The sequence below is a fragment of the Candidatus Tisiphia endosymbiont of Melanophora roralis genome (genome assembly GCF_964026575.1).
Taxonomy (GTDB): Bacteria; Pseudomonadota; Alphaproteobacteria; order Rickettsiales; family Rickettsiaceae; genus Tisiphia.
This window is the reverse complement of the sequence record NZ_OZ032161.1, coordinates 1,090,524-1,105,604: the sequence shown is the minus strand read 5'-3', so window position 1 is coordinate 1,105,604 and position 15,081 is coordinate 1,090,524. Positions and strand designations below refer to the sequence as shown.

The 15,081-nt window shown below is 32.9% G+C and carries 14 protein-coding genes; 9 read left to right on the top strand and 5 right to left on the bottom strand.

Annotation, left to right across the window (positions count from 1 at the left end):
• Nucleotides 1-18 precede the first annotated feature (18 nt).
• Nucleotides 19-555, top strand: coding sequence for a hypothetical protein (locus AAGD53_RS05315; protein WP_341762475.1), 537 nt, complete (start codon nt 19-21; stop codon nt 553-555).
• Nucleotides 556-706: 151 nt separating this feature from the next.
• Here the strand turns inward: AAGD53_RS05315 and AAGD53_RS05310 are convergent, their stop codons facing one another.
• The 5 genes from AAGD53_RS05310 to AAGD53_RS05290 form a co-directional block, all read right to left on the bottom strand.
• A complete protein-coding gene (locus tag AAGD53_RS05310; RefSeq protein ID WP_341762474.1) occupies nt 707-2,185 on the bottom strand; it encodes a glutamate--tRNA ligase in 1,479 nt (492 codons plus the stop codon).
• A 20-nt stretch (nt 2,186-2,205) separates the two neighbouring features.
• A complete protein-coding gene (gene topA, locus AAGD53_RS05305) occupies nt 2,206-4,617 on the bottom strand; it encodes a type I DNA topoisomerase (protein ID WP_341762473.1) in 2,412 nt (803 codons plus the stop codon).
• Nucleotides 4,618-4,619: 2 nt separating this feature from the next.
• The gene (gene dprA / locus AAGD53_RS05300) at nt 4,620-5,864 is read right to left on the bottom strand and encodes a DNA-processing protein DprA (RefSeq protein WP_341762472.1); all 1,245 of its coding nucleotides are present in this window, start codon (nt 5,862-5,864) and stop codon (nt 4,620-4,622) included.
• Nucleotides 5,865-6,047: 183 nt separating this feature from the next.
• The gene (locus AAGD53_RS05295; protein ID WP_341762471.1) at nt 6,048-6,650 is read right to left on the bottom strand and encodes a peroxiredoxin; all 603 of its coding nucleotides are present in this window, start codon (nt 6,648-6,650) and stop codon (nt 6,048-6,050) included.
• Nucleotides 6,651-7,413: 763 nt separating this feature from the next.
• A complete protein-coding gene (locus AAGD53_RS05290; protein ID WP_410521095.1) occupies nt 7,414-9,183 on the bottom strand; it encodes an ABC transporter ATP-binding protein in 1,770 nt (589 codons plus the stop codon).
• A gap of 125 nt (nt 9,184-9,308) precedes the next feature.
• Here AAGD53_RS05290 and AAGD53_RS05285 point away from each other — a divergent pair, with 125 nt between their 5' ends.
• The 8 genes from AAGD53_RS05285 to AAGD53_RS05250 all read left to right on the top strand — a co-directional run bounded on the left by AAGD53_RS05285 (nt 9,309) and on the right by AAGD53_RS05250 (nt 14,947).
• Entirely contained in the window at nt 9,309-9,566 is a 258-nt protein-coding gene (locus tag AAGD53_RS05285; RefSeq protein ID WP_341762470.1) for a DUF2671 domain-containing protein, read from the top strand.
• A gap of 112 nt (nt 9,567-9,678) precedes the next feature.
• Nucleotides 9,679-10,176: a copper chaperone PCu(A)C gene (locus AAGD53_RS05280; protein ID WP_341762469.1), complete on the top strand. Its 498-nt coding sequence runs from the start codon at nt 9,679-9,681 to the stop codon at nt 10,174-10,176.
• 398 nt (nt 10,177-10,574) lie between these two features.
• The gene (dcd, locus tag AAGD53_RS05275; protein ID WP_341761370.1) at nt 10,575-11,141 is read left to right on the top strand and encodes a dCTP deaminase; all 567 of its coding nucleotides are present in this window, start codon (nt 10,575-10,577) and stop codon (nt 11,139-11,141) included.
• Between the two features lie 31 nt (nt 11,142-11,172).
• Complete coding sequence (gene secB, locus AAGD53_RS05270; protein ID WP_341747230.1) at nt 11,173-11,622, top strand: protein-export chaperone SecB; 450 nt, start codon at nt 11,173-11,175, stop codon at nt 11,620-11,622.
• A gap of 478 nt (nt 11,623-12,100) precedes the next feature.
• Nucleotides 12,101-12,859 carry a response regulator transcription factor CtrA gene (ctrA, locus tag AAGD53_RS05265; protein WP_341762468.1) on the top strand — a complete coding sequence of 253 codons (759 nt, stop codon included), beginning with the start codon at nt 12,101-12,103 and terminating at the stop codon, nt 12,857-12,859.
• A gap of 89 nt (nt 12,860-12,948) precedes the next feature.
• A complete protein-coding gene (locus AAGD53_RS05260) occupies nt 12,949-13,299 on the top strand; it encodes a hypothetical protein (protein WP_341762467.1) in 351 nt (116 codons plus the stop codon).
• A gap of 24 nt (nt 13,300-13,323) precedes the next feature.
• Nucleotides 13,324-13,998: a DUF5394 family protein gene (locus tag AAGD53_RS05255; protein ID WP_341762466.1), complete on the top strand. Its 675-nt coding sequence runs from the start codon at nt 13,324-13,326 to the stop codon at nt 13,996-13,998.
• Nucleotides 13,999-14,110: 112 nt separating this feature from the next.
• Nucleotides 14,111-14,947: a DMT family transporter gene (locus tag AAGD53_RS05250; protein WP_341762465.1), complete on the top strand. Its 837-nt coding sequence runs from the start codon at nt 14,111-14,113 to the stop codon at nt 14,945-14,947.
• Nucleotides 14,948-15,081: the final 134 nt, after the last annotated feature.

Sequence of the window (15,081 nt, the reverse complement as noted above, 5' to 3'; positions counted from 1 at the left end):
ATTAACAAGGAGATAAATATGCAGCGATTTTCTTTTTTTATACCTTTTATATTGTGTACCACTTTATCTGCATTTGCTAGCAATCCAGCAATGGAAAAAATAAAAAACGATCCAGTGAATGTTAACAAATTAGATAATTCTTCTAGTCAAATAAAAAGTCAAAAATCTTCATTAGTTAAATCAGATATACAAGATGACCAATGCCATAGTATGGGCGATGCTGGTTGGTATTTTGCTCCTGGTGATACATGCAGTTTTAAGTGGAAGAATCGCATAAGTTATACAGGTCAAGTGTGGAGATGCACAAGCTTTGGAGATAATCACACCAATATAATTCTTGCTAACTTTGACATAACTTATGAGATTGGTACTAAACCCCCACAAATTACAGGAACAGGATGTAATGTAACTGAAGTATCTTCAGGTCATATTCAAGTTAGGAATTGTCAAGATATGACTTTCATAGCATGTGGCTCTAGTATGAACGCAACTATAACTAATAATACTAATGGAGTTATTATTGGAGTTTGTAAAGCTGATATCTGTCCGAACTAGTAGGTGTGAAGGTTTCTATCTAATGGTCTTATCGATCGTTATTTTCGTTCTAGAATCCGTAACACGCGAATTTTGGATAAGAATTTGTCAATTCTTATCCAGAATTGGGGTTAATAGCCTTTCAGGCTATTTTTTTAGATCAACACAAAAATCAACTTAATCTTTTTATAATTTCCTCTCTGCGAAGTAAGGGTAATATTACTGACATTTCCGGTCCGGATGCCATTCCCGTTATGCTAAGTCTTAGAGGTAAGAATACATCCTTGCCCTTTTTACCAGTAACGACCATAATTTTTTTAGTCCATATGCTCCAGCTGTCGAGGGTGATTGGGTCGTCTGGTAATAATATAGCTGCCTGTTTTAAAAAATCTTTATCTAAGCCTTCAACTTTAGATGGGGAGTAACAAATATTCCACCAATCTTTTATTTCATATAATTTTTGCAAATTAGCTCTCACTGCCAACCAAAACTGTTCAGTTACTTGCTCAGCCTTAATCTCTCTTAAACGATCTTTTACTTCATCAAAACTAAGGCTAATTAGTAATTTATGATTCAGACGTTCTAATTCCTCCGGCAAATAAGTTGTTGGACTTTTAGAAAAATTATTAATGTCAAATTCTTTTATTAGCTGATCTAAATTCTTAAACGATGCAATACTTGATGACGAACCAATTAAACTAAAAAAACTATTAATTGCCATTGGTTCTAATCCAATTTCATCCCTTAGAGCAGCGATCTCAAACCCTCCGATTCTTTTAGATATTTTGTCATCTCGGCTAATAACTAGACCAAGATGAGCAAAATTCGGTATACTCTTCTGCTTTGAAGAATTGGCTTCGGAAAACTGCAGGGTATTCGCGTACTCACGCACCTTATATACGCTCCGTTCGCTCTCCCCTTGTTTTCCGTTCCAATTCTCCAAATCATTTGAGTATATACTCTTTTGATGTGAGTATAGCACTCCCTGTAGGGCTTCAAACATTTGTAGCTGAATCGCCGTATTAGTTACATGATCTTCGCCCCTAATAATATGGGTAATCGAATAATCAATATCATCAATAACTGAACAAAGCATATAAGTCATACTATTATCTTCTCTGATAACTATCGGATCACCAAGATTTTTCCCATCATATTTAACTTCACCCTTAATCATATCTTGCCATATAATTGGAGTATGCGATACCAAGAATCGATAATGCGGCTTTCTTCCTTGACTAATATAATCATTTATTTGTTGTTGAGTTAAATTCAAAGCTGCCCGGTCATAGATGGGGGGCAGTCCTCTTGATAATTGTAATTTACGTTTCAGTTCCAGCTCTTCTTGCGTCTCAAAACAAGGATATAATCTATTTTTTTGCAATAATAATGTCTTTACAGCTTCATATTTAGCAAGTCTATTAGATTGGCAAAACGTTTGATCCCAGTTAAGCCCTAGAAATTTCAAATCCTGTTCAATAGCATTTTTATATTGCTGTTTGCTACGCTCAAAATCAGTATCATCAAACCTTAAAATGAATAGGCCATTATGCTTTCTAGTATATAACCAATTTATCAGAGCTGTTCTACTATTACCTATATGTAGCATACCTGTTGGTGATGGTGCGAATCTTGTGATAACCCTTCCCATAATTTTATCTTAACCGCTTATTATACTTTTTTCTTTTTTGTTGTTTTTTTTGCTGTAGCATTCTTTTTAGAAGTTTTTTTTGCAACTATTACCTGCTTGCCATTATCTTTCTCTTGTTTATTCTTTAACTTATTGTTACTAGTTTCAATTATTTCTACAGCGATCTCTGTTGCTATGGTAAAAGGATCATATCTTTTTGGTATTGAAATAAACCTATCAAGATATTTAAGATACGGGCCATATCTACCTATACCAAGTATAATTTCTTGTTGAGATTCAGGATGCAAACATAATTTAACCGGTAACTCAAGCAACCTCATAGCTAAAGCAAGAGTAACATCATTTTGGGCAATAGAAGGTGGCAATGATGCACGCTTTGGCTTTTCACCCTTGGCAACTTGCTCACTAGTCTGTACATATAAACCATAGGGGCCTTTCTTTAGAAAAACATCAAAACCATCCTTATTTACTCCTAATAGTTTGTTCTCTTCCATAGTAGCAACATCATCACTATTTTTAGAGGTAATTTGTTTTTTGAAAGTACATTCTGGGTAATTACTACAAGCTAAGAATGCTCCAAACTTACCAAGCTTCAGACCTAATTGACCTGTAGAGCAGGATGGGCAAATTCTTGAATTGTTACTTTCTGACTTTTCTCCAAATAAGTGATAATCTAAGGCTTCTTCAACATAAGTAATTATATCAGATATTTTTTTTCCACTAACTACTTCTACATTATTATTAAACCCATCCCAGAATTTTTTTAGTAAAGACTTCCATTCTATTTTACCTTCTGCCACCTCATCTAAATCATTTTCAAGATCAGCTGTAAAATCATATTCCACATATTTCTTAAAAAAACCTGTCAAAAATATTGTAACTAAACGCCCTAATTCCTCTGGGAAGAATCGTTTTTTCTCAACAACTACATATTTTCTATCTTGCAACACTGATATAATCGAAGCATAAGTAGATGGGCGACCAATACCAAGTTCCTCAAGCCTCTTTACTAAACTAGCTTCAGAATATCTTGGTGGCGGATCAGTGAAATGTTGTGCTGGATTTACTGAATCTGTAATTAATTTCTCTCCTTCTTTTAGCGGTGGTAGAAGTCTATTTTCTTCTTCTGTTTCATCATCTAGACCTTCTCGATAGATTTTATAAAAACCATCAAACGCAATAATTGAGCCATTTGCTCTGCATGTAAATTCTTTATCTTCTGTATCAAGCTGAGCTACTACCAAATCAATAATAACATTTTCCATTTGGCAAGCTACCGTTCTCTTCCAAATTAGGTCATAAAGTTTGTAAAAGTCTTTATCTAGTTTATCTTTTAACTTTTCTGGTAGCAAGGTAATATCAGTTGGTCTAATCGCTTCGTGAGCTTCTTGGGCATTTTTAGCTTTAGATTTATAAACTCGCTGGCTAGCTGGCAAATATTTATCCCCAAAATTCTTATCTATCAACTGACGTATTTGTTCAACAGCTTCACTAGCAAGAGTTGTCCCGTCCGTTCTCATATAAGTGATCAAACCTATAGTTTCATTACCTATATCCATACCTTCGTAAAGTTTTTGGGCAATTTGCATAGTCTTTTTAGCAGTAAACCCTAATTTTCTTGCAGCTTCTTGCTGCAGCGAAGAGGTAATAAAAGGCGGTTGCGGTTGACGTTTTTGCTGTTTTTTTTCTATAGTTGCAACATGAAAATTCTTTAATTTTATTTTCTCGACTAGATCATTGGCAGCTAGTTCATTAGTAATTGAGAATTTCTCTAATTTTTCACCATTAACATGAGTTAATCTTGCTAAAAACGGTTCATTATTACTATTAAGAACATTAAGACTAATATCCCAATATTCTTGCGATTTAAAACGTTCAATTTCATCTTCTCGTTCGCAAATAAGTCTCAGTGCTACAGACTGCACTCTTCCGGCTGATCTACATCCTGGCAATTTACGCCATAATATCGGCGATAAAGTAAATCCTACTAAATAGTCTAATGCCCTCCTTGCTTGCTGAGCATTAACCAAATCAATATCAATCTTTCTTGGGTTTTCAATTGCATGTAAAATAGCTTTTTTTGTAACTTCATCAAATGCTACTCTTTTAAAGAAATCACTAGATTTAACCAAGTTTTTTTCTTTTATTATTTCTGCAACATGCCAAGCAATTGATTCTCCTTCTCGGTCTCGATCTGTTGCTAGATAAACCATTTCAGCCTTGGCAGCATCTTTAGTTATTGCTTCAACATATTTTTCTGCTTTATCTGATATAATATATTTCATAGCAAAATCTTCATTTGGCAGAACTGAACCATTTTTAGATGGTAAATCTCTAATATGCCCAAACGAAGCAATAACTTTAAAACCATTATCTAGATATTTATTTATTGTTTTTGCCTTTGCTGGCGATTCTACTATTACTAATTTCATATTTATTTATAAATTAAAGATATCTTGTTGCCAGGATATCTAGTTATTTTTCCAGCCAGTTCTAGCTCCAGTATTATCATATATATAACCTGCAAAGGTAGCTGCGTTTGATGCAAACAATCAAAATCTATAGGAGTTGAAGATAAAAGCTCCTTAACTTTCATACGCATATCGTTGGTAATTGGATTAGCATATTTTATATCTAACGCTTTAAACTGGTTATTCTCAGCTGAATCATTTGCCACATCCTTAGATTTGCTGACAACCTTAGAAAAATGTGGTAGATTAGTTACTATATCTTGGGTAGATTCCACCATGTATGCTCCTTCCTTGATGAGTTTATTAGTACCCTGACACCTAGAATCTAGCGGAAATCCCGGCACTGCAAATACTTCTCTATTCTGTTCTAAAGCAAACCTTGCTGTTATTAATGATCCAGATTTTAGGCTTGCCTCAATTACTACCGTTCCAAGAGATATACCAGAAATCAATCGATTACGTTGTGGGAAATGTTGTCCAAGAGGTTTTGAACCTATTGGTAATTCAGCAATTATTAACCCCTCTTGCTGAATTTGCTCGAATAATTTAACATTTTCTATGGGGTAAACATGATCAATTCCTCCAGCTATAACTCCTATTGTTTTAGAGATATTAACTTGATGCACTGCCGTATCAATACCTCTTGCAAGTCCAGAAACCATTATATAATCTGCGTCTGTCAATTCCTTAGCGATTTTAGCTGCAAAAGCACGACCATTTACTGAAGCATTTCTTGCTCCAACAATTGCTAAACATCTTTCGTGTGATAATAACCCGATATTGCCCTTATAACTTAGTATAGGCGGGCAATCAAAAATCTCTAACAATAACCTTGAATATTCTAGAGACTTATAGGTAATAATTTTGGCATTATTCTTTTCCAAAAGCTCAAGTTCTTTACTTGCCTCACTTTGTGAAAATACCTTTACTGGTTTAGAACGTCCACCTCGCAGCGAAAATTCTTGGATGTTTTCAATAGCAGCACTACTACTACCAAATAGCTTTATTAAACTCCAAAAAGTCCTTGAACCAACATTTTCACTCCTAATTAGTCTTAGAATATCAATTGTTTCTTTTGTATAAGATACTCGGTTAGTATCCAAAAATAGCTCCTTAAGCATCAAATCTCTTTCTTTGGCTTTAAGCTTACTTTGACATAAATTATCCTTTGGATGATATTTGCAGTATATAGCAAAATTTTTTCCCACTAAGTAAAAAAATAAAAAAACAATTAATTTCTAACTAGAGAAGTTTAAAAATGACAACTGGTCGTGGAAACCTGCGTAAACCTATGTGTGTCAACTTAAGCAATCGTCATTTCTAGCTACGGTATATTGGTGTTAGTAGCTAGCAATGACATCCTACTGATCCGGCAAAACCTACGCTATATACTATAATTTTTCTGCATTGGAAGCTAAGTAATCTGCCACTCCTTTATGTGATGGGGTAATACCTTCATCACCTTTATGCCACCCAGCTGGACATACTTCACCATGCTTTGCATTATAGTCTAGAGCATCTATCAGTCTTATTACTTCATCAATATTTCTACCAATTGGCAAATCATTAACTGACAAATGGCGTACTATGAATTCTTCATCAATAACAAAAGTACCACGCAGTGATATTCCATCATCATGAAGTACATTATAACTATGTGAGGCATTTTTATTAAGATCTGCCACCATAGGAATTTGGATATTGCCAACACCACCTTTATTGTAAGGAGTATTCTTCCAAGCCAAATGAGAAAAATGCGAGTCAACGCTTATTGCTATTAACTTTGTATTTCTTTCAGTAAATTCTCCTAATCTATTATTAAAGGCTATAATTTCTGATGGACAAACAAAAGTAAAATCTAGGGGATAAAAAAACAATACAACTTTATGACCCGTAGCATAATTTTTAAGATTAAATTCAGATTCTATACTATTATCAGGCATAATAGCTTTAGCTGTAAAATCCGGTGCAGCTTTTCCAACGAATACTTGCATTTTAAATTCCTTCAGTTTCAAGTGATTAAAAATATTTCTTATGATAACCTTAAGTATCGATGTAGCAAATTAATACTAGGCTCAAGTAATTATCCTCATTAGGGGTGATGTCACCTCACAACTGTCGAAAGTTAAAAAACCGTCATTGCGAGGAGCCCATAAGGTTGACGAAGCAATCTATATGACAGCTTCATGGACTGCCACGCTCACGTACGTTCGCAATGACATATACGTCTATAAACCGTCATTGCGAGAAGCCGCTGCAAGCGGCGACGTGGCAATCTTGTGAAGGAGGTCTTGACTATCATGAAGATTGCCACAGTGCCTAACGGCACTTCGCAATGACGATTTTTTAACTTTCAACAGTTATGGGATGACACCCTAGGTTATTAAACCGATGCCTTACATCGAACTCAAGTTATGATACACAAAATAATAATGTATTACAATACCAAATCTTAAATGAATTAGCAGAGTAATTTAAAAATTGCAATCAATAGTTGAGTGTATGCCATAATCGGAAATGGTACGAGAACTATAAGTCATGTAATAAATAATCACTCACCTTACGCATAACTCCCATGGCAATTTAAAAATCATAGGAAAAACAGCCTAGCGTCATTACGAGAAGCCACTTTGTGGCGATGAAGCAATCTAATGAATGTGGATTACCACTACACTCACGTGGTCTCGCTAATAGACGTCTTGTACTTTTCTGCAATTTTTAAATGCTATACGTAAGGTGAAATAATCAGCAATTTCTTTAAATTATTAAGCCTTTTACTTGTGATTTCCATAGTTTTTTGTACAATTTACTGTTTTTTAGTAATTCCTCATGTTGTCCATCTTCAACTATGCTACCTTCATTAAAAACCAAAATTCTATCCATATTCAACAAAGTTGATAATCTATGAGCTATAACTAATACAGTTTTATTTTGCATTAAGTAATATAGAGAATCTTGTATCAACTCCTCAGTCTTACTATCTAGACTACTTGTTGCTTCATCAAGAATTAATATTGGAGCATTCTTTAATATTGCCCGTGCTATTATTATTCTCTGCCTCTGACCACCTGACAAGTTATTACCCCTTTCACCACATAAGCTTTGGTATCCTTCTGTTAGGCTCTCAATAAATTCATGTATATGAGCTAGTTTTGCTGCCTCTATTATCTCTTCTAAGCTAGCATCTTTTTTTCCATATCTAATATTATCCATGACTGTCCTATGAAATAGGATTGGTTCTTGCGGTATTATACTAATATTTTCTCGTAAAGAGTCTTGAGTTACATATCTAATATTTTGCCCATCAATTAGAATTTCTCCTTGGTCTATATCGTGCAACCGTGTAATAAGATTAATAAAAGTTGTTTTTCCTGAACCAGAAAACCCTACTAATCCGACCCTTTGTTGACTCAAAATTGTAACGGATTTATTCTCAAATAAATTATTATTATGATAATATTTAAAACTAACATTTTTAAATATTATCTCACCTTTTGTAACCTTTAGAAGATGGGCATTCTCAATATCTTCTATAATATGAGGTTTCATTAATGATACACTTTGATTAAAAGAACCAAACTCTTCGAACATATCTCCTACTTCCTGCGTTAGATCCCAAATTTCACTACTAACCGTTATAGATAAAGTAAGTATCAACACGCAATCTCCTATAGTTATTTGCATTTGACTACGAAGTTGAGCTAGATAATAAACCATTATAAAAATCATTATAGAACAAGCTATGCCTAGTACAATACGTAGCTTAAACATAAAGAGTTGCATAATTTGTTCATTAACTACAGCATCATCTATCCTTACTTCTAGATTCTGACGTTCAAATTTATGAGAAGTAAACATCCGTATTGCACCAATATTTGCAATTGCATCAACAATACTGCCAGCAACTATTGATTTGCTTCGTGCATAATTTACTGAATATTTGTTTATTGTACTTGAACAGATAACGCTAGTCCCTACAAAAACACAAATATGTATAAGGAATATAGTAGCAAATATTTGATGTACCCAGTACATTGTTCCAAGAGCAAAAACAATTATAGCTAGTTTGTATAGAATTTTCTCTCCAAATAAAGACAAAACCATTCCAAAAGATCTAGCCCCTTCAGTAATACGATTGGTAATATGACCAGCAAGGTTTTCTTGAAAAAATCTATGATTATGATACTGAGTGTAATTATACATTTCGTCTAATATCTGAGCTTTGATATATGGCATGGTTTTTAGATAAATATAATCATAAATTCGCCACATAGTATTTACACATACCCACCAAAATGCATATATTATTGCCCAAAACAACATGGAGGAAGGTAGGTCTTTAACTGTTTCATTAGAAAAAGACTCAATCAAATTTATAATTCTTTGTAGCAACACACTATCAATAGCTGGTATCATTCCCCGTATTATGCATAACAACCCTAAAATAGTTAGTTTAATTCTTCTTTTCTTTAAAAAATAGAAAAATAACCTTATTGCAGACTTTGAAAAATCAAAACCTTCTAACACAGCACACACCTCATTACAAAAAAAACTAATTAGACTAAATAACCTAAACTAATCTAACAACAAACTCTTGCCACCTTATTACTAAACTGTTATAAAAACGTACAGAATATCTGAAGTTGTTTAGAATGAAAGAAAAAAACGCACCTATTTTGAATACCCCAACTAAGAACACTACAAGCTCATTAGATACTGATAATAATCCCTTTTTTAATGTTAGGTATATTTGTCAATCAGCGACTCTAATTACCGAATCTATACAAAAAGGCTTTGATGTTGCCCAGTTACCTAATGGAGATATTACAGTTACAGAAATTAAAACAGTAAATGTTCACTATCATTGGGATTCTTTTAAACAAAGATTTGTTAAAGTAAGCCAAAGTTAGCATTATACACTATAAATATATTATTTTTTTGCAAAATATACTTAGTGTATGTATAATATGTTATATAATTAAGTGAATCGATTGTGTAATTAATTTAATTTATGGTAATAATATGCTACTTAAGAACATAGTAACCTTCATTGCTGTTACTTTATATTTTAGTCTATCAATATGTTTTGCAACTACCACACCAAGTAATAACAATCCAGCAGCATCATTAGAAGCATCAGCTCCTACTGCATCTGTTACAATACTAAATGCTTGGGCAAGACCTTCTGCTACTGTTAGCAAAAATAATAATTCTGCAATATATTTTGAGATTTTTAATGACTCTGACCTCGATTACAATTTGGTAAATGTTTCTTCAGATATAGCTAACAAGGTTGAATTACATAAAAGTTTTGTTGATGAAAAAGGGGTTAGTAAAATGGTAAAACTTGATAAGCTAGTCATCCCAGCTAAAAGTAGTGCTATTTTACAACCGGGTGGTATGCATATTATGCTCTTGGATCTAAAAGCTATACTAAAAGTTGGTGATAACTTTGATTTATTCTTATATTTCGATAATGGGCTGCAGAAAGTTGTTCAAGTAGAAGTAAAAACAAAGTAGTTAGTCGTTCTTATAATGTAATGGATATTTGCCTTATATGCCAGCTATCGTTAACTCTAGTATCGGTAATAGTCTAGATGTCATCCTACGCTGGCAAAGCCTTCCTTGTTTGTTGTTCCCATTCTTTAGATCATCCGAGTATACTCTTCTGCTCCTACGAATTGTTTTTTTGAAAATGTCATGGATTCGCATGCTCACCATTCATTTTCAAATTCAATTCTTCAAATCATTTGAGTATATACGCGAATCTCCTACAGTTTTGTGAAACTAATTATTTAAAGCAGAAGAATATATAAATATTTTAATGAGGCTGCCCTGCTAATTAAAGTTTTAGTACTTTTAATTTTTAACTATATCATTTATATTCGGTAATTTAAACATAGTATGTGTAATTATATATGACCATTATGTCTGATAATTGGATAAGAAAAATGTGTATAGAACACGATATGATTGCCCCTTTTACTGATACGCAGGTTAGATTGAATAATTCAGAGAGAATTATTTCTTATGGTTTATCTTCATACGGTTATGATGCAAGAGTCTCGAAGGAATTTAAAATATTTACTAATATTAATTCGGCAATAGTTGATCCAAAAAATTTTGATGAATATAGTTTAGTAGACAGAGAGGTTGATGTTTGTGTTATTCCACCAAACAGTTTTGCCTTAGCAAGAACAATTGAGTATTTTAAAATTCCAAGAGATGTGCTAGTTATCTGTGTTGGCAAATCAACCTATGCAAGATGTGGTATAATTGTTAACGTAACGCCGTTAGAACCGGAATGGGAAGGGCATGTAACATTAGAGTTTTCCAATACTACCCCTCTGCCAGCAAGAATTTATGCTAATGAAGGAGCATGTCAATTTTTGTTTTTAAAAGGTGATCAAACTTGTAATATATCTTATGCCGATCGTTATGGGAAATATATGAAACAAAAAGGTGTTACCCTTCCAATAACTTAAAATTTAAAATGTAAAAAAGGACTATATTATTATGAAAGATACTAACCAAAAAGAAATGCCTCATATCGCTGTTAATGCACAATACATAAAGGATTTGTCTTTTGAAAATCCAGACGCTCCGAGATCTTTAGTATCTTTGGAACGTAATCCACAAATTGACTTATTCCTAGACCTCAATATTTCTAATTTACCTGAAGAGAATTTTTATGAGGTAGAATTAAGTATAGAAGCTAAAGCAATGAGTGAAAAGCATAGACTATTTATAGTGGACTTAAAATATGCAGGGGTTTTTAATTTAATTAATATAGAGGAAGATCAACACCAAATAATACTAGCAATTCATTGTCCAGCAATGATTTTCCCATTTGCTAGAAAAATTATTGCTGATGTCACTCAGGATGGTGGTTTCCAACCATTGATGATTGACCCGATTGATTTTGGTGCTTTATATCATAAAAAAATGCAAGAAAATGATAATTAACCATTCACCTTACGTATAGCATTTAAAAATTGTAGAAAAGTACAAGATGTCTATTAGCGAGACCACGTGAGTGTGGTGGCAATCCACATTCATTAGATACTTTTAACTTACAATTGACTTCAATATCTATTATATCATACTTTTAACTTACAATTGCTTCGTCGTCGCAAAGCAGCTCTTCGCTAATAGGTGCTAGGCTGTTTTTCCTATGACTTTTAAATTGCCATGGGGGTTATGTGTAAGGTAAGTTAACCATAAAATTATCGAAACAATCAGATGCAGAGCCGTCTCAAATCTGATTGTTTCGATAATTTCACCGAATTTGGGATAAGAATTGACAGATTCTTATCCCAAATTCGCGTTACTTGGATATTATTTTGATAAAATTACTTGCTCTTATAGAGATAAAATGAGAACATAGATGTGTAATAAAGAATAATAAATTAATAATTATAGAAAAGTTAATGGGAGAAATATCATGAGGGTACTGTTAGTAGAAGATAATAGTGATATAGCTAGTTCTATTGAATTAACGTTAGCTTCAGAAGGAATTATTTGTGAGGTGGTGGAGTTTGGTACAGAAGGAATAGAAATAGCTAAAATTTATAATTATGATTTAATTATTTTAGACCTGATGTTGCCAGATATTAGTGGGTTTGAAGTCCTACTGAGATTACGTTCTGCTAAAGTAAAAACACCTATATTGATTTTATCAGGTATTACTACAGTTGATCAAAAAATTAAAGGACTTACGTGTGGGGCAGATGATTATATCACAAAACCATTTAACCGCGAAGAGTTAATTGCTCGTATTTATGCAATTGTTCGTCGTTCTAAAGGACATTCTGAGTCAGTGGTTAGGTTTGACAAGGTAAGTATTCATCTTGATACTAGAATTGTAGAAGTTGATGGAACAAGGGTTCATTTAACGAATAAGGAATATGCTATTTTAGAATTATTAGTCTTACGTAGGGGAACAGTACTGAATAAGGAGATGTTCTTAGACCATCTTTATAGTAGTGTTGATGAGCCGGAGATTAAAATTATAGACGTATTTGTATGCAAATTACGTAAGAAATTAGCTGATGCTGCTGGTGGTACAAACTACATTGATACAGTATGGGGACGTGGTTATATGTTGAAAGAATATGATGAACAAGAAACACTATTGCATCATTTTCAGGGAGAAGTTATTGAACCATCAGAATCAGAGATGGAAGATAACAAAGAGTCGTGATATAAAAGGATCATGATTTTGATATTCGTCTATCAACTCTCCATTTACGAGCAGTATAACAGAAGCTTAATTTAATAAGATAGAGCATTATGATACCTAGCAAGATAGAATTAACTGGTAAAGTCTATATTAAATATGTTGATCCTATACCAGCCCCAAATGTTGGGGATGTTAAGCTTTTATTAAATGATGATGCATTGAGTCTTAACAAAGGAGATTATGATAACTTAAAGTCAAGTGGTTATATTAAAGCAAAAATTTTTGATGGACTTGTTTGGCAAAATATTAATATAAGTGAGTTATGTCTTGAAAAAGAACATAAATTTACTAAAAAACAAAAATCTATTGACTCAGTCTTACTGTGCCGAAGTATAATTGAAAGACATCGGGGAGCCACGTTGCACCGAACTTATAGAGGACATTTTACTACTCAAGAATAGACTTCATAAACAGGGGACTAATAAATGGAAACAAATGATAAAAAACCAAAGGACTCTAGAAAATTGGCAGACCAAATTAAGGATGCATTAGTAGGCATCACTGATGATGAACTTGGATCTGATGAGGCGATGGAAATTTTCAATGAGTTAAGTAACAACGATGCTTTCGAACAGGAAATAGAACAAATATTGGCTTGTCTTAACGAGCAAACAATGGATCTAACAAAATTACAGACACAGATCATCCTATTAATAAAAAAATATTTAGGTAAACTTGCACACAAGAAATTAGGAAAATTAGGTGTTAAAATTGATGAGAACCTTGTTAGTAAGAATGTTGCTGAAGTAAGTAATTACTTAATGCAACAACATTCACAATTGGTAAAAGAAGCTAACCGAGGTTTGATAAAATCAAAAGATAAGCTACAAGGCATAAGTAATCAATCTAGATTGGAAGCAAAACGTTTAGTGAAAAATTTTGCTTTATACCAAGTTTATAAGTTCATGAACCCTAAAAGAATAGCTGGAGAAACAAAGGAAGAAAATTTTGCTTATAATATGATTAGAGGGGGGATAGATCTAGCTAAAAAATATGAGGGTGGGTCGAAAAATGATCTTAAATCTTATTCTCCAGAATTTATCAAAAAATTAGATAAGGCTCATCAGAATTTTAAAGGTAGTGGCAGGACAATTTATTGATTAATGATTAATGCGAGTTACCTATTATGGATTGTTTTACGCTCCAATTGAAGTAGGATTATTTGTATAACCCCAGTTGTCGATTCAATAGGAGTGATGAAGTAGAACCACTATGAAAGCAACATTATATATCTTAAGTTCATTTGGACTTGGAGCAATTAAAGCTAGTATAGTAAAATCTCTTAATAGTAGTATACCTATTTCTCTAGTTGTATTTTTACAATTCTTTCTTTGTGCTATCTTTTTTTTACCAAAAGTTATTAGGTCTCGTGGTCAATTAATAGTATCACAGCGATATTGTGCATTAATTACAAGGGGATTATTGGGGACAGCATATTGGTATTGCATGTTTTCAGCAGTAAATTACTTGTCTCTTTTCAATGTTAGTACACTTACAAATCTGTCTCCCATTTGGGTACTACTAATAACGGGTATTTTTATTGATAAATCTATCAAAAATGATCTATTATTTTTAGCAATAATTGGCTTTATTGGCTGTTTATTAATACTGAAGCCATCAGTAGAAATTATAAATTCAGGAGCCATTTTTGGATTACTTAGCGGAATATTTATGGCATTAACTATTATATCATTACACAACTTACTAAAAACAGAGACATCAGATAGAGTATTAGTGTATTATTTTTGGATTTCCTCTCTTATTATGTTACCATTTTTAGTGGATTTTAATATAACACAAGTTTCTTCAAAGGATTGGATATTGCTATTAATCAACGCTCTGTTGATGCTGTTACACCAAATATTATTAAATAAGGGATTAGAAATTGGTTTAGCTACTGAAATGAGTATACTAGCTTATAGCAGCGTTGTATTTTCTTTAATTTTAAGTGTAGTTATATGGCGGGAAATACCAGATAGTTTTTCAATTATTGGAGCAATAATAATAATCTCAAGTGGAGCATATATATCTAGGAGACAAAAATCGTAAGCAAAAAGTAGAGTAAGATGAATATATCTTATGCTTTTGCAGGGATAACATTGGTGAATTTTAGATATCCCCAAGACTATTAACGTCTAACAAGTAGTAAATGAAGCTTTACAAATTGGCAACATTTGTAGTAT